The organism is Pseudomonas sp. N-1-13 (assembly GCF_057787095.1).
This window is the reverse complement of sequence record NZ_JBYNRI010000001.1, coordinates 2,079,368-2,099,712: the sequence shown is the minus strand read 5'-3', so window position 1 is coordinate 2,099,712 and position 20,345 is coordinate 2,079,368. Positions and strand designations below refer to the sequence as shown.

The 20,345-nt window shown below is 61.9% G+C and carries 24 protein-coding genes; 14 read left to right on the top strand and 10 right to left on the bottom strand.

The features are described from left to right. Positions 1-250 precede the first annotated feature (250 nt). Positions 251-1,222, top strand: a complete 972-nt coding sequence (locus AC3I65_RS09600) for an EamA family transporter (protein WP_454864885.1) — start codon at positions 251-253, stop codon at positions 1,220-1,222. Between the two features lie 53 nt (positions 1,223-1,275). Here the strand turns inward: AC3I65_RS09600 and AC3I65_RS09595 are convergent, their stop codons facing one another. From AC3I65_RS09595 to AC3I65_RS09585, 3 genes are read right to left on the bottom strand one after another with little or no spacing between them, the layout of a single operon-like run. Then, positions 1,276-1,908: a Vgb family protein gene (locus AC3I65_RS09595; protein WP_107322306.1), complete on the bottom strand. Its 633-nt coding sequence runs from the start codon at positions 1,906-1,908 to the stop codon at positions 1,276-1,278. 34 nt (positions 1,909-1,942) lie between these two features. Further along, complete coding sequence (locus tag AC3I65_RS09590; protein ID WP_488523663.1) at positions 1,943-3,169, bottom strand: helix-turn-helix domain-containing protein; 1,227 nt, start codon at positions 3,167-3,169, stop codon at positions 1,943-1,945. A 37-nt stretch (positions 3,170-3,206) separates the two neighbouring features. Next, positions 3,207-3,740: a cysteine hydrolase family protein gene (locus AC3I65_RS09585; RefSeq protein WP_047227703.1), complete on the bottom strand. Its 534-nt coding sequence runs from the start codon at positions 3,738-3,740 to the stop codon at positions 3,207-3,209. 201 nt (positions 3,741-3,941) lie between these two features. Between AC3I65_RS09585 and AC3I65_RS09580 the strand changes: the two genes are divergently transcribed. Beyond that, positions 3,942-4,376, top strand: a complete 435-nt coding sequence (locus AC3I65_RS09580; protein ID WP_488523662.1) for a GNAT family N-acetyltransferase — start codon at positions 3,942-3,944, stop codon at positions 4,374-4,376. Positions 4,377-4,553: 177 nt separating this feature from the next. On the opposite strand, the gene AC3I65_RS09575 is transcribed toward AC3I65_RS09580, so the two are convergent. Then, positions 4,554-4,904, bottom strand: a complete 351-nt coding sequence (locus AC3I65_RS09575; protein WP_488523661.1) for a hypothetical protein — start codon at positions 4,902-4,904, stop codon at positions 4,554-4,556. A 142-nt stretch (positions 4,905-5,046) separates the two neighbouring features. Here AC3I65_RS09575 and AC3I65_RS09570 point away from each other — a divergent pair, with 142 nt between their 5' ends. From AC3I65_RS09570 to AC3I65_RS09535, 8 genes are all read left to right on the top strand, one after another. Further along, positions 5,047-5,307 (top strand): hypothetical protein, encoded by a 261-nt coding sequence (locus tag AC3I65_RS09570; RefSeq protein ID WP_047227706.1) that lies wholly within the window; start codon positions 5,047-5,049, stop codon positions 5,305-5,307. Between the two features lie 2 nt (positions 5,308-5,309). Beyond that, positions 5,310-5,645, top strand: coding sequence for a DUF6388 family protein (locus tag AC3I65_RS09565; protein WP_488523660.1), 336 nt, complete (start codon positions 5,310-5,312; stop codon positions 5,643-5,645). 91 nt (positions 5,646-5,736) lie between these two features. After that, complete coding sequence (gene tusD / locus AC3I65_RS09560) at positions 5,737-6,129, top strand: sulfurtransferase complex subunit TusD (RefSeq protein WP_047227753.1); 393 nt, start codon at positions 5,737-5,739, stop codon at positions 6,127-6,129. Further along, positions 6,129-6,491: a sulfurtransferase complex subunit TusC gene (gene tusC, locus AC3I65_RS09555; protein WP_047227708.1), complete on the top strand. Its 363-nt coding sequence runs from the start codon at positions 6,129-6,131 to the stop codon at positions 6,489-6,491. The genes tusD and tusC overlap by 1 nt, the downstream gene beginning before the upstream one ends. Further along, positions 6,491-6,784, top strand: a complete 294-nt coding sequence (gene tusB, locus AC3I65_RS09550; protein ID WP_107322303.1) for a sulfurtransferase complex subunit TusB — start codon at positions 6,491-6,493, stop codon at positions 6,782-6,784. The genes tusC and tusB overlap by 1 nt, the downstream gene beginning before the upstream one ends. Further along, positions 6,781-7,116 (top strand): TusE/DsrC/DsvC family sulfur relay protein, encoded by a 336-nt coding sequence (locus AC3I65_RS09545; protein ID WP_047227710.1) that lies wholly within the window; start codon positions 6,781-6,783, stop codon positions 7,114-7,116. Before tusB ends, AC3I65_RS09545 begins: the two co-directional genes overlap by 4 nt. Beyond that, complete coding sequence (locus tag AC3I65_RS09540) at positions 7,113-8,114, top strand: glycosyl transferase family protein (RefSeq protein WP_047227711.1); 1,002 nt, start codon at positions 7,113-7,115, stop codon at positions 8,112-8,114. The genes AC3I65_RS09545 and AC3I65_RS09540 overlap by 4 nt, the downstream gene beginning before the upstream one ends. Positions 8,115-8,202: 88 nt before the next feature. Beyond that, entirely contained in the window at positions 8,203-9,207 is a 1,005-nt protein-coding gene (locus AC3I65_RS09535; RefSeq protein WP_047227712.1) for a glutathione S-transferase family protein, read from the top strand. A 139-nt stretch (positions 9,208-9,346) separates the two neighbouring features. On the opposite strand, the gene cysG is transcribed toward AC3I65_RS09535, so the two are convergent. From cysG to AC3I65_RS09505, 6 genes are all read right to left on the bottom strand, one after another. Beyond that, entirely contained in the window at positions 9,347-10,741 is a 1,395-nt protein-coding gene (cysG, locus tag AC3I65_RS09530) for a siroheme synthase CysG (RefSeq protein WP_076385475.1), read from the bottom strand. After that, positions 10,742-12,022 (bottom strand): serine--tRNA ligase, encoded by a 1,281-nt coding sequence (gene serS, locus AC3I65_RS09525; protein ID WP_047227714.1) that lies wholly within the window; start codon positions 12,020-12,022, stop codon positions 10,742-10,744. Positions 12,023-12,037: 15 nt separating this feature from the next. Then, the gene (crcB, locus tag AC3I65_RS09520; RefSeq protein ID WP_047227715.1) at positions 12,038-12,412 is read right to left on the bottom strand and encodes a fluoride efflux transporter CrcB; all 375 of its coding nucleotides are present in this window, start codon (positions 12,410-12,412) and stop codon (positions 12,038-12,040) included. After that, positions 12,409-13,734, bottom strand: a complete 1,326-nt coding sequence (locus tag AC3I65_RS09515) for a replication-associated recombination protein A (protein WP_047227716.1) — start codon at positions 13,732-13,734, stop codon at positions 12,409-12,411. Before AC3I65_RS09515 ends, crcB begins: the two co-directional genes overlap by 4 nt. A 200-nt stretch (positions 13,735-13,934) precedes the next feature. Continuing rightward, positions 13,935-14,558 carry an outer membrane lipoprotein periplasmic chaperone LolA gene (gene lolA, locus AC3I65_RS09510; RefSeq protein ID WP_047227717.1) on the bottom strand — a complete coding sequence of 208 codons (624 nt, stop codon included), beginning with the start codon at positions 14,556-14,558 and terminating at the stop codon, positions 13,935-13,937. Positions 14,559-14,616: 58 nt separating this feature from the next. Continuing rightward, a complete protein-coding gene (locus AC3I65_RS09505; protein WP_076385477.1) occupies positions 14,617-17,022 on the bottom strand; it encodes a DNA translocase FtsK in 2,406 nt (801 codons plus the stop codon). Between the two features lie 318 nt (positions 17,023-17,340). Between AC3I65_RS09505 and trxB the strand changes: the two genes are divergently transcribed. The 4 genes from trxB to infA all read left to right on the top strand — a co-directional run bounded on the left by trxB (position 17,341) and on the right by infA (position 20,135). Next, positions 17,341-18,300 (top strand): thioredoxin-disulfide reductase, encoded by a 960-nt coding sequence (gene trxB / locus AC3I65_RS09500; RefSeq protein ID WP_107322300.1) that lies wholly within the window; start codon positions 17,341-17,343, stop codon positions 18,298-18,300. Positions 18,301-18,370: 70 nt separating this feature from the next. Next, a complete protein-coding gene (gene aat, locus AC3I65_RS09495; RefSeq protein ID WP_047227754.1) occupies positions 18,371-19,051 on the top strand; it encodes a leucyl/phenylalanyl-tRNA--protein transferase in 681 nt (226 codons plus the stop codon). 57 nt (positions 19,052-19,108) lie between these two features. Beyond that, positions 19,109-19,816 (top strand): arginyltransferase, encoded by a 708-nt coding sequence (locus AC3I65_RS09490; protein WP_047227720.1) that lies wholly within the window; start codon positions 19,109-19,111, stop codon positions 19,814-19,816. 100 nt (positions 19,817-19,916) lie between these two features. Further along, positions 19,917-20,135, top strand: a complete 219-nt coding sequence (gene infA / locus AC3I65_RS09485) for a translation initiation factor IF-1 (protein ID WP_002553999.1) — start codon at positions 19,917-19,919, stop codon at positions 20,133-20,135. The last annotated feature ends 210 nt before the right edge of the window (positions 20,136-20,345 follow it).

Below are 20,345 nucleotides of genomic sequence, written 5' to 3'. Positions count from 1 at the left end.
CATGGGCTGCCGGCCTCGGTTCCATTGTTGTACAGCAAACCGAGGGGGCTTTGTGATTCATCGTGGCGCGCGCGCAGCTGGCGCCACACCGCGTAGGCGCTTGAATGAACAGCCTTGCGCCAAAATAGGGCACTTGTCTCTTGCAACGCTATACGGTACAAATCCCTTTTGATGTTGTACGACAACCTATAACTATATTAGCCGTTCCGAAGCGTCTTGCTTCGGCGGCCTCCCTTTGAGACCCCCTGCCATGACCCGCTCCACGGCTGTACCTGACACCCCCACTCCGCTCCCTCGGCACCTCGCCGTGCTGGTTCTGCTGTGCATGGGATGTGCCTTCGCCGGCAACCATGTCGCTGCCAGGGCAGCATTTGATGACGGTGCCGGGGTCTTGCTGGCGATCCTGCTGCGCTCGGGCGGCACCTTGCTGGTGCTGGCCGCAATGGTGCTCTGGCAACGCCAGAACCTGCGCCTGCCGCAGGGGGTCTGGCGCTGGCAATTGGCTCTGGGGCTGTTGATTGCCGCCCAGAGTCTGTGCCTGTATTCCGCCGTGGCTCGGGTGCCGGTCGCCCTGGCGCTGTTGGTGGGCAATGTCTTTCCGATCCTCTTGGCGTTGCTGACCTGGGCACTCGGCGGGCCACGTCCGACCGCGCGCACTGCCGCGTTGATGGGCATGATTCTGGTTGGCCTGGTGTTCGTGCTGGAAGTACCGGCCCGGCTGTCGTCGCAAGAAAGCGTCGGCCCGCAGTGGTTGCTCGGCGTGGGCCTGGCCTTCTGTGCCGCCTGCGTGTTCGCCTGCGCGCTATGGATCACCGATCACAAACTGTCCCAGGTGCGCGGTTCGGTCCGCAGCCTGCTGACCATTTTCATCGTGTTCAGCAGCGTCAACCTCGCCGGCCTGACCGGCGCCCTTCCCGGTGGCTTCGACCTGCCGGCCAGCAGCACCGGCTGGTTTGCCCTGGCGACCCTGGTGGTGCTCTATGGCACCGGGTTTATCGTGCTATTCATTTCCGTGCCCCGCCTGGACATGCCACGCAACGCCCCGGTGATGAACATCGAACCGCTGGCGACCCTGCTGATCGGCTGGCTGGTGCTGGACCAGATGCTCAACCCGGGCCAGGTGATTGGCGGCGCGATTGTGGTCACCGGCATCGTGTTGCTGACTTATCGCAAGGTCGAGCGCATCAAGGCGCCGGTTGCCGAGGCCGCCGGACGCAACTGAACTGAAGCATCCATCGTCGCTGTGTGGGAGCAAAAGCTGCTCCCACACACGCTTCAGGCCGGCCGACGCACCGCCCTCACCTTCGCGCTATTGCCACCGCCGCAAAAGAACCGCTCGCCGCCGTCTGACTCAAGACCCGACACGCCAATCCCCGGCGGCATGGTCACGCTTTCCAGCACTTCTGCGGTTTGCGGGTCAATGCGCCGCAGATCGCTTTCATCGTTTTCCCAGGTGCCGTGCCAGAGTTCGCCGTCGACCCAGGTCACGCCCGTGACGAAGCGGTTGGATTCGAGGGTGCGCAGGATCTTGCCAGTGGAGGGATCGATCTGGAGGATTTTGCGCGCCTTGTACTGGCCGACCCAGAGTGATCCTTCGGCCCAGGCCAGTCCTGAATCATCACCACTATTGGGCGCCGCAATGGTCGCCAGTACCTGGCCGTTGCGCGGGTCGATCTTGCGAATGGTGTCTCCGGCGATCTGGAACAGGTGTTCACCGTCAAAAGCCGTTCCGGCGTTTGCCGGAACGTCCAGCGAACGCAACGTCTGGCCGCTGGCCGGATCGAGGGCATGCAGCTTGTCGCCGGAAGCGAACCAGACGAGCTCGCCGTCATGACTGACACCATGCACGCAATCGACGCCGGGAAAAGGGCCGTATTCACGCAGGATCTGCGCATCTGAACGTTTCATCTTGCAAGCCTCCTCGTTGGGGTGTGACTGCATCCTAACCATCGGGCAGCAGCGCGGTGAGTAACAATACCGTCGTGAATCCGGGCAGCGGTGGCGCCAGCCAGCGACAGGCCCGCCCACGCCCGACCGACTGCACCTTGCCGGACGCGGCCAGCGTATCGAGGGCCCGTTGCACGGTGCGCTGGCTGGCATCCAGGGCCAGCGCCAGGGCGGAACTGGACCAGGATTGGCCATCGGCCAGCAACGCCAGCACTGCGGCGTGGGGCTCTTCTACAGGACGCGCTAGCACCACCACTTCGCCCTCCCTGCGCGGCACCAGGGCAAACCCACGCGGGGTCGCCGTCACCTCGGCCAGCGGGCGCAGCGCCACGCGCAAGCGTCCGACTTCAACACGCAGTCGGGCGCGATGGGAATCATCCGTCAGTTTCAAGCCAAAGGCCTGGGCAACGAGGGTTTCCCTGGACACATCGGCAGGCCAGGCTTGAGCCAATTGCCTGGCGAGGGTGAACAACACCGGGCGCCTGGCAAGAGAGATCCGCAGGCTCGCCCTGTTCACGCCATTGCGACATGCGTCCACCACCAACGCGTCGCTGGACAGGAGTGCTTCAACCTCCTCAAGGGTCAGCAAGCGCTCCTCGCCCCCTGCAATCAGACGCGCCGCCGGAGCCTGCAGGACGCCCCAGGCGCTTTCGACTTCGGCAGTCAGCGCGCCAATGCCGGCTTGTCGCGCAGCCTGGGTGGCACGTTCAAGTGCCGCCCGTACGGTTTTCGTTCGTAACCGCCGCATGGCGATGCCCGCCACCACCAGTTCGCAAGCGGCTCTGGACGGCGGTGGAAGACAGCCCGGGTCAAGGTCAACCAGCCTCGCCTCGGCCTCGTCGAGATGGCCTAGCAGCAGTAAGCGGCGGATTTCGATTGAGCGTGCGTGGGCGACGTTCGTCCGGTCGCCCTGGCGTTCAAGCACCGCCCGCGCAGCCTCCAGGCGCTTCACCGGCCAAGCCAGATCACGGGACGCCAGGGCGATCTCCCCTTCGGCCACCACGCACCGCGCCTGTGCCACGGCCTCCCGGGGCCCGAAGGCCCGAGCCGCCCGCCGCATCAGCACCCTGGCCCGCTCCAGCTCGCCCAACTGCGCCATGGCAATGCCGCGAAGCGCCAAGGCCGGCGCATCGTCACGCAGGGAAACGCGATTGAGCGCGGCCACCGGATCCCCCGCCGCCAGTGCTCGTGCTGCGGCGCTGATCAACGCATCCGATGCCATCGTCCGGTTTCCCTCGCCACAGGTTTGGGTGTCGCGGTCAGAGACGGATTTCCCCCGCCGGCAGCACATCGATCCGCGACACCGCGCTGCTCAGGCGTCCCAGCCGGTTGTTGTGGTTGGCAATGATCTGCTCGGCCGCCATGCTGCCGTTGTCCACGGTGGAATGGGCGTCCGCGGCCAGCACCACGTCGTAACCCAGGGCATGGGCCTGACGTACGGTGGCGTTGACGCAATAGTCGGTTTGCAACCCGCAGATCACCACGCGATCAATCATCCGCGCTTGCAGCAGCGACAGCAGATCGGTCTGGTAGAAGGCGTCCGGCGTGGTCTTGCGTACTCGCAGGTCATCCGGTGCGGTCAACAGGCCGTCGGCCAGTTGCCAGGCGCTGGAACCATAAGTCAGCGCCCCCTCCAGCTCTTCGTGCTGGATCAGGATCACCGGCAAGCCGACGGCCCTGGCCCTGGCGCTGAGCTCGTTGATTGTCCGGATCATGCGTGGGCTGTCGAAACACTCCTCTTGGCCGCTGCACAGCGCGCTCTGGACATCGATGATCAGCAATGCGGTGTTCATGACGTTCCTCTTCAAAACGTGTTGGATCCCGACAACAGATTAACAACCTGGCGATCATTCCCTGTCGCGGATCGCGTCAAAACACTAGGCAGTATGGCCCGGTTTGCGTAGTACGCCTGTTCGCCGTCGCTTGGGTGACGCAAAAGCCAGGTTTGGGATAGGCTCGTGCGGCTCATCCCCCACCGCACAAGGACATTGCCGATGACGCTACGAATCGAACGTACGGACACCCCCACCGCAGAAGACCGCGAGGCGATCCTCGTCCCGCTGCGCGCCTACAACACGGCCAAGACCGGCGGGACGGTGCCTGAGTTGGTCGCCTGGCTGGTGCGCGACGAACACAGCGGCGAAACCGTGGGCGGGCTCTACGGTCGAGTGTTCTTTCAATGGTTTTATATCGAGTTGCTGGTGGTGCCGGAACAGGCCCGTGGCCAGGGCACTGGTTCGACGTTGATGCAGATGGCCGAAGACTTTGCCCGAGAGAAAAACTGCGTGGGCATGTGGCTGGACACCTTCGACTTCCAGGCGCCCGCGTTCTACAGGCAACTGGGCTTCACGGAAATCGGCCAGATCGACGATTACCCGCCGGGCCACCAGCACTTCTTCTTCCAGAAGCGCCTGAGCCAGACCGAGTGAAATACAGGCTCTTGTGGACTTACTCGCGATAGCGGTGGGTCAACTGCGGTGATGTGGGCTGTGCCGGCCTCATCGCGAGCAGGCTCGCTCCCATATGGGTTGCGAGTGTTCACAGGATCTGCAAACGACACAAAAACCTGTGGGAGCGAGCCTGCTCGCGATAGCAGTGCAAGTGGTCTACAGACAAGTCGCCAACGCCGCCAACCGACGCTTGGCAACAAAGTCGTCATGCCGGGCGAAGTAGTTCAGCGCCGTGCCGGAAGCGCTGGTTTGCAGATCCACAAACGACTCGGCCGAGCGGGTGTACACGGTCATGCCACCCGTCTTGCCGGGTTGCAGATAGGCACCGGCATCGACGCCAAACACAGCTTCGTCCTGCCAGGAAAACTGCACACACTCGGCCACCACCTGCTGCGGTTTGTCCGAAGTCAATGTCTTATAGGGTGCTTGAGTACGGGCCTGGTTCATCGCCGAACCCGCGCAGCCAACCAGCAACGTTGCGGCCACGGCCACCATCAGCATTCGCATTGCGTTCACTCATAGAGAAAAAAACCGACTGTAGCACTGCGGCCTGGGCCTTCATGCTGCTTTACTGAAATTTATACGCGACACCGGGCGATGATTCGCGCAACCTGTCGCGCCATTGCCACTTGCCCGCGCGGAACAGCCCATGACACCCAATGCCGAGTTCTACAAACCCAGCACCGAATACGCTGACAAACTGATCAGCCAGATCGGCCAGACCCCGGCCTGGATCGCCAAGCGAATCGGTGTCACCGACAAGCGGATTCGCTACATCCTCGACGGCGAACGCACCGTCAAGGGCGAAACCACGCCGATACAGATGACCTACACCGAACAGTTCGCCCTCGAATGCCTGGCCGCTGCGGCCAAGGCCAGCAAGAAACAACCCCCGGCACCCAAGGAGTGACCATGGCGGCAACCGAACAGCAACACGAACGAGCGCTGGAAAAATTTCTCGATGCACGCCCCGACCTGCGCATCGAGCTGGACAACCTCAACCCGCTGTTGGCCCAGGCCAAGGGCGAGACCGCCGCGCAATATCGCGCCGAGCGCTTGCATGAAGCATTCGAAGCCGAGGCTGAGCACCAGGGCCTGTTCGCTTGGGAACTGACCCTGCAACTGACCGCCACCTCGCCCCAGGACTATGAAAACCAGCGCATGGAAGTCCACAAGGAGGTGGCGCAGATGGCGGGGATGGAGTGGGCGGAGTATTGCGAGTTGAATGGTCTCAAAAACCAAGGCTGAGCACTTCCTGTGGCAGTCGCCCCTTTCCTGGCAATCGCCCCCCCGTCCATAAAGCTTTATCATGGCCACAGTTTTGCTGATCGGGTCTGTCATGAAGTTTGCCATCGCGTTGTTTTCCGCCGCCCATGCGCCCTCCTCGCGCCGCGCCCTGTTGTTTGCCCAGGCCGCGCTGGCCGGTGGGCATGAAATCGTGCGGCTGTTCTTCTATCAGGATGGCGTCTATAACGCTGCCGACAGCCTCGTAACGCCCCAGGATGAACAAGATCTGCCCCGACAGTGGCGCGCCTTTGTCAGCGACAACCAGCTCGACGGCGTGGTTTGCATCGCAGCGGCGTTGCGCCGTGGCGTGCTGAACGATGAAGAGGCCCAGCGCTACCAGCGTTCGGCGGTCAGCGTCAGTGCGCCCTGGGCCTTGTCCGGCCTGGGCCAGTTGCATGATGCGATCCAGGACGCCGACCGCTTGATCTGTTTTGGAGGCGCGTAATGGCCAAATCCTTGTTACTCATCAGCCGCCAGGCTCCCTGGTCGGGGCCCGGGGCCCGGGAAGCGCTGGACATCGTGCTGGCCGGCGGCGCGTTCGACCTGCCCATCGGCCTGCTGTTCCTCGACGACGGCGTCTTTCAACTCGCCAACGGCCAGAACGCCAAGGCGCTCCAGCAAAAGGACCTGAGCGCGAATTTGCAGGCGTTGCCCATGTTTGGTGTCGAGGACCTGTACGTCTGTGCCGACAGTGCCGCCGAACGTGGCGTCGCAACCACTGCCCTGGCGCTGGACGAGCTGAAAATACTCAGCGCGCCGCAGATCGCCGCGCTCATTGATCGTTATGACCAGGTGATCACCCTCTGATGTCGACTTTGCATGTGTTGTCTCATTCCCCCTTCGGCGATAGCCGCTTCGCCAGCTGCCTGCGGGTACTGGGCGAGCAGGACGCACTGCTGCTGTGCGGCGACGCGACATACGCCTTGCGAGCCGCCACGGTGCCGTTTGCAGAACTGCAGCGCAGAGGCCTGAAGCTTTTCGTGCTTGGCGAAGACGCACAAGCCCGGGCCCTGGACATTCCGCAATGGGCCGAGGCCATCGACTACCCGGCGTTCGTCGCGCTGTCGCTCCACCATGACAAGGTCAACACCTGGTTATGAACGTGCTGAACGTGGGCCAACGCGCCATTGCGCTGGACAAGGACGGCTACCTGGCCGATCTCAATGACTGGTCGGCCGAAGTCGCCACAGCCCTGGCGGCCGCCGAAGACATCCAGTTGAGCCCCGAACACTGGGAAGTCCTCGAACTGCTGCGCGGCTTCTACGACGAATTCCAGCTCTCCCCCGCGACCCGGCCGCTGATCAAGTACACGGCGCTGAAACTGGGCACCGACAAGGGCAACAGCCTGCACCTGAACCGATTGTTCAAAGGCACCCCCGCCAAACTCGCCGCCAAGCTGGCGGGCCTGCCCAAACCGACGAACTGCTTATGACCGACTTCCCATCGCTGACCCTTGAAACCCCGGCCGAACATCCGTTCGCCCAATTCGTGCGCATCCTCGGCAAAGGCAAGCGCGGCGCCCGTGACCTGACCCGCGAAGAAGCGCGGCAAGCCATGGGCATGGTGCTGGACGAGCAGGTTGAGGACACCCAGCTCGGCGCCTTCCTGATGCTATTGCGGCACAAGGAAGAAAGCGCCGAAGAAATGGCCGGTTTCACCCAAGCCTTGCGTGAGCGCCTGCAGACCCCGGCGTTGCCGGTGGATCTGGACTGGCCGACCTACGCCGGCAAGAAGCGTCATTTACCGTGGTACCTGCTGGCGGCCAAATGCCTCGGGCAGAACGGTGTGCGGATTTTCATGCATGGCGGCGGCGCGCATACGGCGGGCCGGCTCTACACCGAGCAACTGCTTGGCTTCCTGAACATCCCTCTGTGCCGCGACTGGCAGCAGGTTGGCGCAGCGCTGGACGACGGTGGCCTGGCCTTCATGCCATTGGTGGACTGGGCACCGCAGATGCAACGGATGATCGACCTGCGCAACACCCTGGGCTTGCGTTCGCCGATCCATTCCCTGGCGCGGATCCTCAACCCTCTGGGCGCCCGTTGCGGACTGCAAAGCATTTTCCATCCGGGCTACCAGGCGGTCCACCGCGATGCCAGCGGTTTGCTGGGAGACACCACCATCGTGATCAAGGGCGACGGTGGCGAGATCGAGATCAACCCGGACGCCGACAGCCACCTGTATGGCACCCGCGACGGTGTGAGCTGGGATGAGGAATGGCCGCGACTGGCCGAACAGCGCCACGTCAAACCGCAAAGCCTCGACCCTGAGCACCTCAAAGCCATCTGGCGAGGCGATGTTGAAGACAGCTACCCGCAACTGGCGCTGATCGCCACCATGGCCCTGGCCTTGCGCGGCCTGGGTCTGGCTCGGGAAGACGCGTTAGAGCAAGCCCGCCAATACTGGGCCGCGCGGGATCGATCGATTTAACCGATCATCAACGCCCAACCTTTGCGCTTTTTGTTCGAACCTATGGGAATAGACTCCTCTCCAACGTTTATTGGTAGAGGAGATCGAGATGGGTTTGTTAGTCGAAGGTCGCTGGCAGGACCAGTGGTATGAAAGCAAGGACGGCACCTTCCAGCGTGAACAGGCGCAACGCCGCCATTGGATCACCGCCGACGGCAGCGCCGGCCCCACGGGCGACAGCGGGTTTGCCGCCGAGTCCGGGCGCTACCATTTGTATGTATCCCTGGCCTGCCCCTGGGCCCACCGGACGCTGATCTATCGCAAGCTCAAAGGCCTGCAAGACCTGATCGATGTCTCGGTGGTCAGCTACCTGATGCTGGAAAACGGCTGGACCTTCGACAAGCGCCATGGCTCCACTGGCGACAAACTCGATCACCTGGATTTCCTGCACCAGCGCTACACCGCCGATACGCCGCACTACACCGGTCGCGTCACCGTGCCAGCGCTGTGGGACAAACGGCAACAACGCATCGTCAACAACGAATCAGCGGAAATCATCCGCATGTTCAACAGCGCCTTCGACGGCTTGACCGGAAACGACCTGGACCTCTACCCCGAGCACCTGCGCAACGATATCGATGCATTGAACGAACGCATTTACCCGGCAGTGAACAATGGCGTGTACCGCGCCGGGTTCGCCACCACTCAGGCGGCCTACGAAGAAGCGTTCGATGGTTTGTTCACTGAGCTGGACCGCTTGGAAGCATTGCTGCAAACCCGACGCTACCTGGCCGGTGAATACCTGACCGAAGCCGATATCCGCCTGTTCACCACCATCATCCGCTTTGACGCGGTGTATTTCGGCCATTTCAAATGCAACCTGCGGCGCATTGCGGATTATCCGAACCTGTCGAACTGGTTGCGGGAGTTGTACCAGTGGCCGGGGATTGCCGAGACTGTGGACTTCACCCATATCCAGCGCCATTACTACGGCAGCCACAAGACCATCAACCCCAACGGAATCGTGCCCAAGGGGCCGGAGCAGGACTTCAGGGTTGCCCATGATCGGGAGCGGTTGAGTGGGAAAGGGATTTGGCGGGGGGTTGAGAACTGATCCAGGATCTTTGTTGATTCTGAAGGCCAATCGCGAGCAGGCTCGCTCCCATATGTGATCGTTGTTCAACCATGAATCTGCGGTTGTACACGATCACGGTGGGAGCGAGCCTGCTCGCGATTGGAGCGACACGGTCTGTCTAGACCTGCCCCTGAGCCCCTTCAAACCACGCCAGTTTCTCGCGCAGTTGCACCACTTCCCCAACGATCACCAGGGTCGGTGCATGAACCTCATGCTCAGCCACCAGTTTCGGCAAATCTGCCAAGGTGCCGGTAAACACCCGCTGGTTGGAGGTGGTGCCCTGCTGGATCAGCGCCGCCGGTGTGTCCGCCGCGCGACCGTGCTTGATCAACTCGTCGCAGATGATCGGCAGCCCCACCAACCCCATATAGAACACCAACGTCTGCGCCGGCGACACCAAGTCCGCCCACGGCAAGTCACTGGTGCCGTCCTTCAGATGACCGGTGATGAATCGCACCGACTGGGCATAATCGCGATGGGTCAGCGGGATCCCGGCGTAGGCCGCGCAGCCGCTGGCGGCGGTGATGCCCGGAACCACCTGGAACGGGATGCCATGGGCCGCCAATTCTTCGATTTCTTCACCGCCACGACCGAAGATGAACGGATCACCGCCCTTCAATCGCACCACCCGCTTGCCTTGCCGGGCCAGATCGACCAACTGCTGGTTGATCTGCTCCTGGGGCACCGCGTGCTCTGAGCGACGCTTGCCGACGTAGATCCGCTCGGCGTCACGCCGGCACAGCTCAAGGATCGCCGGAGCCACCAGACGGTCGTAAAGCACCACGTCCGCCTGCTGCATCAGGCGCAAGGCGCGGAAGGTCAGCAGGTCCGGATCACCAGGGCCTGCGCCCACCAGATAGACTTCACCCGGTGCATTCGGCGCCTGGCCTGCAATCTTTTCACGCAACAGGCGCTCGGCCTCGGCGCCCTGCCCGGCCAACTGCCGGTCAGCGATCGGCCCCTGGAACACCTCTTCCCAGAACGCCCGGCGTTGCTGCACATCCGGGAACAGCCCTTTGACCTGGCTGCGAAAACGCGCCGCCAGCCCGGCCAGTTGCCCGTAGGTCGAAGGAATCCAGGTTTCCAGCTTGGCCCGGATCAACCGCGCCAGCACCGGCGCATCGCCGCCGCTGGACACCGCGATCACCAGCGGCGAGCGGTCGACAATCGCCGGGAAGATCACGCTGCACAGGGCCGGTGCGTCCACCACGTTGACCGGCACGCAACGCTTGTGGGCGTCGGCCGACACCTGGGCGTTGAGCGATTCGTCGTCGGTGGCGGCGATGATCAGGCCACAGCCGTCCAGGTCCGCTTCCACGTAGCCACGCAGGATGCATTCACCGCCGCTGCCACTGACCAGTTCCCGCAACTGCGGTTCGATATCGGGTGCGACCACCCGCAACAACGCGCCGGCATCGGCCAACAGGCGAGACTTGCGCAAGGCAATCTCGCCGCCGCCGACCACCAGCACGCGACTGCCGCGCAGGTTGTGGAACAGTGGCAAATAGTCCATTTAGCCGATGACCTCGATGCCGCCCATGTAGGGCTTCAACACCTCGGGCACACGGATCGAACCGTCGGCCTGCTGGTAGTTTTCCAGGACCGCCACCAGGGTGCGGCCCACGGCCAGGCCGGAGCCATTGAGGGTGTGGACCAGTTCCGGCTTGCCGGTTTCCGGGTTGCGGAAACGCGCCTGCATGCGGCGGGCCTGGAAGTCGCCACAGTTGGAGCACGAAGAAATCTCGCGGTACTTGTCCTGGCTCGGGATCCAGACTTCCAGGTCGTAAGTCTTCACCGCACTGAAGCCCATGTCGCCAGTGCACAGCGCCAGGGTCCGATACGGCAGCTCCAGCAGTTGCAAGACTTTCTCGGCGTTGGCGGTCAGGCTTTCCAGCGCTTGCATGGACACCGAGGGCTCGACGATCTGCACCATCTCGACCTTGTCGAACTGATGCTGACGGATCATGCCCCGGGTGTCACGGCCCGATGCCCCGGCTTCACTGCGGAAACACGGTGTGTGGGCGACGAACTTGATGGGCAATTGCTTGGCGTCGACGATCTCGCCCGCGACGATGTTGGTCAGCGACACTTCGGCGGTAGGGATCAGGTACAGATCGGCCTCGCCTTCGCGGCTGATCTTGAACAGGTCTTCCTCGAACTTCGGCAACTGGCCAGTGCCCTGCAAGGCTGGCGCCTGAACCAGGTAAGGCGTGTAGGCTTCTTCGTAGCCGTGCTCGGTGACGTGCAGGTTGATCATGAACTGCGCCAGGGCGCGATGCAGACGGGCAATCGGCCCGCGCAACAAGGCAAAACGGGCGCCCGACAGCTTGGCGGCGGTTTCGAAATCGAGCCAGCCGAACTTCTCGCCCAGGGCGACGTGATCCTGCACCGGGAAATCGAAGACTTTGGGCGTGCCCCAACGGCGCACTTCGACGTTGCCGTCTTCATCTTCACCGACCGGGACCGATTCATGCGGCAGGTTGGGGATACCCAGCAGGATCGAATCCAGTTCGGTCTGGATCGCGTCCAGCTCGACCTTGCCGGCACTCAACTCACCCGCCATGCGCTCGACATCGGCCATCAGCGGTGCGATGTCTTCGCCGCGCTGCTTGGCCTGACCGATGGATTTGGAGCGCGCGTTACGTTCAGCCTGCAGGGCTTCGGTGCGGGTCTGGACGGTCTTGCGCTGTTCTTCCAGCGCTTCGATGCGCGCGACGTCCAGGGCGAAGCCACGGGATGCCAGGCGGTCCGCTACGTCCTGAAGGTTGCTACGTAACAGTTTGGAATCGAGCATGTCGGTCTCTCGTTATCAAAGTTTGGTCAGGGACAGGCCAGCCCAGGTGGCGAGCAGCCCGCCGAATACGCTGATAGCCGCGTAGCCCAGGGCCAGCGGCACCTGCCCGCTTTCCAGCAGGCGCACCGTATCCAGTGAAAAGGATGAAAAAGTCGTCAGGCCGCCAAGAAAGCCGACCAACAGCCCCGCGCGCACCTCGATGGGCACCTCGGGGCGAATCAAAAACAGACCGTATAGAACGCCGATCAGCAGACAGCCCACGATATTAACGGCCAGCGTGGCGGTATAGAAGTGCCGCGGCCAATTTGCGTTGACCCAATTGCCAGTCGCAAAGCGCAACAACGTGCCGGCAACGCCACCAGCGGAGACTGCGAGGATCAAGGGGATCAAGGTTTTCTCCGCTGCCTTGGACTCAGACGGTCCAGTTGTGCCAAATGATTGAGTTTCTCGCCGATCTTCAGTTCAAGGCCACGGGGCACCGGCTGATAGAACGGCTGGGGTTCGAGTTCTTCGGGAAAATAGTCTTCACCGGCGGCATAGGCGTCCGGTTCGTCGTGAGCGTAACGGTATTCATCGCCATAGCCCAATTGCTTCATCAGTTTGGTCGGCGCGTTGCGCAGGTGCAGCGGCACTTCCAGGGAGCCATGCTCGGTGGCGCTGCGCATCGCGGCCTTGAAGCCCATGTACACCGCATTGCTCTTTGGCGCGCAAGCCAGGTAGGTGATGGCCTGGGCCACGGCGAGTTCGCCTTCCGGGCTGCCGAGGCGCTCCTGCACATCCCAGGCGGCCAGGCACAGGCTCAGGGCGCGGGGATCGGCATTGCCGATGTCTTCGCTGGCCATGCGTACCACTCGACGCGCCAGGTACAGCGGATCGCAGCCGCCGTCGATCATGCGCGCAAACCAGTACAAGGCCGCGTCGGGGTTGGAGCCACGGATGGATTTGTGCAGCGCCGAAATCTGGTCGTAGAACGCCTCACCGCCCTTGTCGAAGCGTCTACGGGTATCGCCCAACAGGCTTTGCAGCAGTTCGACGCCAATCTCGCTGTTGTCTTCGGCCAGGTCCGAGGCGTTTTCCAGCAGGTTGAGCAAGCGCCGGCCATCGCCATCGGCGGCCGAAAACAGGATCTGGAAGCCTTCGTCGCTGAGGCTCAACTGGCGTTTGCCCAGGCCGCGTTCCTCGGTCAGCGCCCGGTGCACCAACTTGCGCATCGCCGCCTCGTCGAGGCTCTTGAGCACATAGACCCGCGCCCGGGACAGCAAGGCGTTATTGAGTTCGAACGAAGGGTTTTCGGTGGTCGCGCCAATGAAGATCAGCGTCCCGTCTTCGACGTAGGGCAGGAACGCGTCCTGCTGCGACTTGTTGAAACGGTGCACTTCATCGACAAACAGGATGGTGCGCTTGCCGTATTGCCCGGCCTGCTGCTTGGCGACTTCCACCGCCTGGCGGATTTCCTTGACCCCGGCCAGCACCGCCGAAACCGTTTCGAAATGGGCGTCCGAGACTTCCGCCAGCAGTCGCGCCAGAGTGGTCTTGCCCACGCCCGGCGGGCCCCAGAAAATCATCGAATGGAGCGCGCCCTGCTCCAGCGCTTCGCGCAGAGGCTTGCCGCGAGCGAGCACATGCTCCTGGCCGACGTACTCATCCAGGTTGGTCGCGCGCAGGCGGGCGGCCAATGGCTGGGCAATCGGGGCGCTTCGAAACAGGTCCATCACTACTTATGCAACCTCCGCTGGGTCCTGGTGCCGATCCTCTCTACCGGAGCAGATCTGTGGGAGCATCTGTGGGAGCAAGGCTTGCCCGCGATACAGACACCTCGGTGCGTCTGGTAGACCGAGGCGATGCAATCGCGGGCAAGCCTTGCTCCCACAAGCCTTGCTCCCACAGGCCATTTCCGACAGGGGCTTTATGTTTACTCCTGGATCACGTCCGCACCCTTGGGGATGTCGAACTTGAACTTGGACGCAGCGATCGGCTCGTTGGCCTTGACCCCGGTGAACAGGATATTGGTACGCTGACCGACACTGTCGATCAGTTGCATGTCGTTGACCAGACCGTTGCGAAAGGACAGGCGCAGGCTGTCGAACAGGCTGTCCCGGGTCTTGGGCTTGAGGGTGAAGTCAATCACGCCACCGGCCTCTTTGGAGCTGATGTCGAAACTCTGGCTGATCTTGGAAACATCGCCGGAGAGCAGCAACGCCGGGGTCTGGGTCAGGCGCTGGTCCAGGGTTTTGATGGTGACCTGTTCCAGGTCCGGGTCCCACAGCGAGACTTTCTTGCCATCGGACACCATCAATTGTTCAGCCGGTGCATCGGTGTGCCAGTAGAACAGGCCCGGACGCTGCAAGGCCATCTCACCGGCGGTTTCCTGCAACTGGGTACCACTGCCGTCGAGGGTCAGTTGGGAGAAGCGAGCGGTCAGGGTCTGGGAACGTTCCAGCAACTGGGTCAGGCGGGCCACGTCCTTTTCATCGGCATGGGCCGACAAGGTGGTCAGGGCCAGTACGGGCAACAGCAACATGCGAATCAGGCGCATGGGAGTCCTCTTGAAGTCGTGGGAGGTCGAGCGGCGTGTCGCCAGGCCGCTCAGGTCATTAATCGCGCATCGGGCCCGGCGCCAGTACTTCGCGCGAACCGTTGGTGTTCATCGCCGTCACGACCCCGGCCATTTCCATGGCCTCGATCATGCGTGCGGCACGGTTGTAGCCGATCTTGAGCTTGCGCTGAACGGCGGAAATTGAGGCCCGGCGGCTTTCCAGGACGAACTGCACCGCTTCGTCATAGAGCGCATCGGTTTCGGCATCGTCATCGCCACCACCACTGCTGCCCTCAAAGCCGCTGCCGGCCTCCTCGACACCGTTGAGGATGTCGTCGTTGTATTCAGGGGCGCCACGCAGTTTCCAGGCTTCAACGACCCGGTGCACTTCATCGTCGGACACGAACGCACCGTGCACACGAATCGGCAGGCTGGTGCCCGGCGGCATGTAGAGCATGTCACCGTGGCCCAGCAACTGCTCGGCGCCACCCTGGTCGATGATGGTCCGCGAGTCGATCTTGCTCGACACCTGGAACGCCATGCGGGTCGGAATGTTGGCCTTGATCAGGCCGGTGATCACGTCCACCGACGGCCGCTGCGTCGCGAGAATCAGGTGGATACCAGCGGCACGGGCCTTCTGGGCGATCCGGGCGATCAGTTCTTCGACCTTTTTGCCGACGATCATCATCATGTCGGCGAATTCGTCCACCACCACCACGATGGTCGGCAGCTTGTGCAGCAGCGGCGCTTCGTCGTGGATATTCTCGCGGTGGTACAGCGGGTCGCTCAACGGCGTACCGGCCTCTTCGGCCTCCTTGACCTTGGCATTGAAGCCCGACAGGTTACGCACGCCCATCTTTGCCATCAGCTTGTAGCGGCGCTCCATCTCGGCAACGCTCCAGCGCAGGGCGTTGGCGGCGTCCTTCATGTCGGTCACCACCGGGCACAGCAGGTGCGGAATGCCTTCATAGATCGACAGCTCGAGCATTTTCGGGTCGATCATGATCAGCTTGGCGTCTTCCGGGCCGGACTTGAACAGGATCGACAGGATCATCGCGTTCACACCCACCGACTTACCGGAACCGGTGGTACCGGCCACCAGCAGGTGCGGCATTTTCGCCAGGTCAGTGATGACCGGCTTGCCGCCGATGTCATGGCCCAGGGCCAGGGTGACCGGCGACTTGTGGTTGTCGTATTCAGGGGTGGAGAGCACTTCGGAGAAGCGCACGATCTGCCGGTCTTCGTTGGGAATCTCGATGCCCACGGTGGTCTTGCCGGGAATCACTTCCACTACCCGCACGCTGGTCACGGCCAGAGAACGTGCCAGGTCCTTGGCCAGGTTGGCGATACGGCTGACCTTCACGCCCGCGGCCGGCTGGATTTCGTAACGGGTAATCACCGGGCCCGGATGGATCGAATCCACCGAAACCTCGACGCCGAACTCCTTGAGCTTGATTTCCAGCAGGTGACCGACGGCCGCCAGGGATTCGGGGGAATAGTTGAGCTGTTTCTTTTCGGCCGGGTCCAGGATCGAGATCGGCGGCAAGGTGCCTTCCACTGCACTGTCGACGAACAGCGGCGCCTGTTTCTCTTTCTGCACGCGCTTGCTCTGCTCCGGCGCCTTGGCCGGAGCCATGGTGATGACCGGCGGCACCTGTTTCTCGCGCTCGGACATGTGCTTGCTCAGGGCCTGTTCACGTTCGATCAGGCGTTCCTTGACCTTGGCCTGCTCGCGCTTGTCCGTGACGGTCGGGGCCACCACGTCGTGGACGCGGTCATCCACCTCGCGCAGTTGCGCCACCAGTTGCTTGCGCTCGGTGCGCGCCGCCCACCAGCGATTCATCGCTCCCTGGATCAGCTCGATCAGGTCCAGGGTGATCTTGCCGGTGACATCCATCACCTTGAACCATGACAAATCGGTGAACACCGTCAGGCCGAACAGGAACAGGGCGATGAACAGCAGCGTACTGCCCTGGATGTTCAGGGCGTTTTTGGCCAGCTCGCCAAGACTTTCCCCCAGCGCACCGCCCGCTCCGGCCGGCAGGCCGGTGGGAGCGTGAAAATGGATATGGGCCAGCGCAGCGCCCGACAGCACCAGGAACACCAGGCCGATCAGGCGCCAGGAAAACAGCCAACCACTCCACTGCCAGGGCTCGTGGCGTTGACGGAAAATCTGATAGGCCTTGATCGCCAGCAAAAGCGGAAAGATGTAGGCGAAATAGCCCAGCACCATGAACAGGATGTCAGCGCTGTAGGAACCGGCCGGACCGCCGAAATTCTGCACATCGTCGATCTTGCTGTTGTGGCTCCAGCCCGGATCGTCCTTGCCATAGGTCAGCAAGGCCATCATCAGGAACAGGCACAAGGCGCCGATGGCGATCAACGCACCTTCCTTGAGCCGGTAGTGCAATTGCTGGCGCCAGAGCGGAACGACTGTTTTAGGTGCTGCGGTGGATTTCTTCAAAACGCTTCTTTTCCTGCGCCAAAGGCGCGTCCATCTGTTGAATGACTATAAAAAACTGCTCATCACGAGCAGGCAAAAAAGTGAATGTGCACAACCGGTACTACTTTTACCACTGTGACGTGCATCCAGAAAACCGCAGGTGTTGCCGAAGATTTTGATCTTTTGCCTCTCCTGCGTTCAAAACTCAAGCATTGTACGGGTTTGTCAGCCCCAAGGCATTGCCCGCACGATGGGCTACAGCATAGCCAAAAACCAGCTGTGTTGGCGTCAATTGGAGCATGCATTCTCTTTCGTGACAAAGGCTTATGAGGTGTTTTTATGAGCGAAGTGAAGCATTCACGCCTGATCATTCTCGGTTCCGGCCCTGCGGGATACAGCGCCGCTGTCTATGCCGCCCGTGCCAACCTCAAACCCGTTGTCATTACTGGCCTGCAGGCCGGTGGCCAGCTCACTACCACCGTCGAAGTCGACAACTGGCCCGGCGATGTCACGGACTTGACCGGTCCGGTGCTGATGGAACGCATGCAACGCCACGCCGAGCGCTTCGACACGCAGATCGTCTACGACCATATCCACACCGCCAAGTTGCAACAGCGCCCTTTCGAACTCATCGGCGACAGCGGCACCTACACCTGCGACGCGCTGATTATCGCCACTGGCGCTTCAGCCCAATACCTGGGCCTGGCCTCGGAGCAGACCTTCGCCGGCAGGGGCGTTTCCGCCTGTGCAACCTGCGACGGATTCTTTTACCGCAATCAGGTAGTGGCGGTGGTCGGTGGTGGCAATACGGCGGTTGAGGAGGCTTTGTACCTGTCCAACATCGCCCGCGAGGTACACCTGATTCACCGCCGGGACAAACTGCGCGCAGAGAAAATACTGCAGGACAAGCTGTTCGAAAAAGCCCGCCACGGCAATGTGAAACTGCACTGGAAGCAGAATCTGGATGAAGTGCTGGGTGACGCCAGCGGCGTCACCGGCGCGCGTCTGCGCCAAAGTGAGACCGGCCAGACCAGCACCTTGTCCCTGGCCGGCGTGTTTATCGCTATCGGCCATCAACCCAACACCGAGTTGTTCCAGGGCCAACTGACAATGCGCGACGGCTACCTGATCGTCCGCGGCGGCAGCGAGGGCAATGCCACTGCAACCGATATCGAAGGCGTGTTCGCCGCCGGCGACGTGGCCGATCACGTGTATCGACAGGCCATTACATCGGCCGGCGCCGGTTGCATGGCCGCACTCGACGCCGAGAAGTATCTCGATGACATTCCGGTGGTTTGACGGTTAACCTTTAGGCGGCCTCTTGTCTGCGCACAAGACCCGCCCTCCCCTTCTGCAAGCCCGGATGACCATGCTGACTTGGCTACAACGCAACACGTTCGATTTTCCGCCACTGGCCAAAGCCCTGAGCGACCCCAATGGCTTGCTGGCCGCCGGTGGCGACCTGTCCGCCGATCGGCTGATCCGGGCCTATCGCCACGGCTGTTTCCCGTGGTTCTCCGAAGGCCAGCCGATCTTGTGGTGGTCACCGGATCCACGCACCGTATTGTTTCCCGACGAACTGCATGTATCGCGCAGCCTGGGCAAGCTCCTGCGCAAGCAACGCTATGCCGTGACGTTCGACAAGGACTTTGCCGCTGTCATCGAGGCCTGCGCCGCGCCCCGGGACTATGCTGACGGCACCTGGATCACCGAGGCCATGCAAACCGCCTATCTGGAGCTGCATCGACGCGGTTTCGCCCATTCAGTGGAGGTATGGGACCAGGGTATATTGGTGGGCGGCCTGTATGGCCTGGCCATGGGGCAGCTGTTTTTTGGCGAGTCCATGTTCAGTCGGGCCGATAACGCCTCGAAATTCGGCTTCGCCACCCTGGTCCAACATCTCAAAGCGGCCGGTTTCGTGCTGATCGACTGCCAAATGCCCACCGAACACCTGCACAGCCTCGGCGCCCGGTCGATCCCAAGGGCTGAGTTTGCCGGCTACCTCAAGGCGCATCTGGACCAGCCCAACCACGCAACCTGGGTTTGCTGAGCGACAATGGCGCTCCTGGCTTACACTTAATCCAAAGCTTACTCCCGAGGGTTGATCATGACCGAGTTGGCGCGCTTGAAGTTCTATGCCACTCAACCCCACTCTTGCAGTTACCTGCCCGAGGAGCAGGCCACGACTCTGTTCCTCGACCCTAGCCAGCCCATGGATGTGCATGTCTACGCAGATCTGTCGGAGATGGGCTTCCGTCGCAGCGGCGATCATCTCTACCGGCCCCATTGCCAACATTGCAATGCGTGCGTTCCGGCGCGCATCCCCGTGGCTCAGTTTGTACCCAATCGCCAGCAGAAGCGGATTTTCAAGCGCAACGCCGACCTGCAGGTCCGGCCAGCCAAGCCGCAGTTCAGCGAGGAGTATTTCGATCTGTACCAGCGCTACATAGAGCAGCGCCACGCCGACGGCGACATGTACCCGCCCAGTCGTGATCAGTTTTCGACCTTTCTGGTCCGCGACCTGCCCTTTTCCCGCTTCTATGAGTTCCGCCTCGAAGGGCGACTGGTGGCCATCGCCGTCACAGACCTGCTGCCCAACGGGCTTTCGGCGGTGTACACCTTCTATGAGCCCGACGAAGAACGGCGCAGTCTGGGGCGTTTTGCCATCCTCTGGCAGATCAACGAAGCCCGGCGCCTCGGGCTGGAAGCGGTGTACTTGGGCTACTGGATCAAAAACTGCAAAAAAATGAATTACAAGACCCAATATCGCCCCATCGAATTGCTGATTAACCAGAGATGGGTCGTCCTCAGTTAGAACCCCTTGGCTTAAACCCCCTTTTTCGGGCACAATGCACGCCGCTTTTGCCTGGCGCAGTTGCACCGGGCCATTCACTGGATACCGAGGGCTTTACTGCATGTCGAAAGAAGACAGCTTCGAAATGGAAGGCACTGTCGTCGACACCCTGCCCAACACCATGTTTCGTGTGGAGTTGGAAAATGGGCACGTCGTAACCGCGCACATCTCCGGCAAGATGCGCAAGAACTACATTCGTATTCTTACCGGTGACAAAGTGCGCGTCGAGCTGACGCCCTATGACTTGAGCAAAGGGCGCATCACTTACCGCGCTCGCTAACAAGTCAATACAAAACGCCCGGCTGATGCCGGGCGTTTTTGTTTGTCCGCGCCAATAATCACCTCACAACCCTGTGGGAGCGAGCCTGCTCGCGATGAGGCCGGCGCATTCGACATTACAGCCAACTGACCCACCGCTTTCGCGAGCAAGCGCGCTCCCACAGGAAATTTGTGGCGGATACAAATCCTGCAGTTATCCAGACCCGGAGGG

Coding starts and splice junctions, on each gene's coding strand:
- aat (WP_047227754.1), top strand. CDS start 18,371: ATGCTGACTTGGCTACAACGCAACACGTTCGATTTTCCGCCACTGGCC.
- AC3I65_RS09595 (WP_107322306.1), bottom strand. CDS start 1,908: ATGAAACGTTCAGATGCGCAGATCCTGCGTGAATACGGCCCTTTTCCC.
- tusB (WP_107322303.1), top strand. CDS start 6,491: ATGTCGACTTTGCATGTGTTGTCTCATTCCCCCTTCGGCGATAGCCGC.
- AC3I65_RS09490 (WP_047227720.1), top strand. CDS start 19,109: ATGACCGAGTTGGCGCGCTTGAAGTTCTATGCCACTCAACCCCACTCT.
- infA (WP_002553999.1), top strand. CDS start 19,917: ATGTCGAAAGAAGACAGCTTCGAAATGGAAGGCACTGTCGTCGACACC.
- AC3I65_RS09580 (WP_488523662.1), top strand. CDS start 3,942: ATGACGCTACGAATCGAACGTACGGACACCCCCACCGCAGAAGACCGC.
- serS (WP_047227714.1), bottom strand. CDS start 12,022: ATGCTCGATTCCAAACTGTTACGTAGCAACCTTCAGGACGTAGCGGAC.
- lolA (WP_047227717.1), bottom strand. CDS start 14,558: ATGCGCCTGATTCGCATGTTGCTGTTGCCCGTACTGGCCCTGACCACC.
- trxB (WP_107322300.1), top strand. CDS start 17,341: ATGAGCGAAGTGAAGCATTCACGCCTGATCATTCTCGGTTCCGGCCCT.
- AC3I65_RS09570 (WP_047227706.1), top strand. CDS start 5,047: ATGACACCCAATGCCGAGTTCTACAAACCCAGCACCGAATACGCTGAC.
- AC3I65_RS09600 (WP_454864885.1), top strand. CDS start 251: ATGACCCGCTCCACGGCTGTACCTGACACCCCCACTCCGCTCCCTCGG.
- tusC (WP_047227708.1), top strand. CDS start 6,129: ATGGCCAAATCCTTGTTACTCATCAGCCGCCAGGCTCCCTGGTCGGGG.
- AC3I65_RS09515 (WP_047227716.1), bottom strand. CDS start 13,734: ATGGACCTGTTTCGAAGCGCCCCGATTGCCCAGCCATTGGCCGCCCGC.
- AC3I65_RS09535 (WP_047227712.1), top strand. CDS start 8,203: ATGGGTTTGTTAGTCGAAGGTCGCTGGCAGGACCAGTGGTATGAAAGC.
- AC3I65_RS09565 (WP_488523660.1), top strand. CDS start 5,310: ATGGCGGCAACCGAACAGCAACACGAACGAGCGCTGGAAAAATTTCTC.
- AC3I65_RS09585 (WP_047227703.1), bottom strand. CDS start 3,740: ATGAACACCGCATTGCTGATCATCGATGTCCAGAGCGCGCTGTGCAGC.
- cysG (WP_076385475.1), bottom strand. CDS start 10,741: ATGGACTATTTGCCACTGTTCCACAACCTGCGCGGCAGTCGCGTGCTG.
- AC3I65_RS09545 (WP_047227710.1), top strand. CDS start 6,781: ATGAACGTGCTGAACGTGGGCCAACGCGCCATTGCGCTGGACAAGGAC.
- AC3I65_RS09590 (WP_488523663.1), bottom strand. CDS start 3,169: ATGGCATCGGATGCGTTGATCAGCGCCGCAGCACGAGCACTGGCGGCG.
- tusD (WP_047227753.1), top strand. CDS start 5,737: ATGAAGTTTGCCATCGCGTTGTTTTCCGCCGCCCATGCGCCCTCCTCG.
- AC3I65_RS09540 (WP_047227711.1), top strand. CDS start 7,113: ATGACCGACTTCCCATCGCTGACCCTTGAAACCCCGGCCGAACATCCG.
- AC3I65_RS09575 (WP_488523661.1), bottom strand. CDS start 4,904: ATGCGAATGCTGATGGTGGCCGTGGCCGCAACGTTGCTGGTTGGCTGC.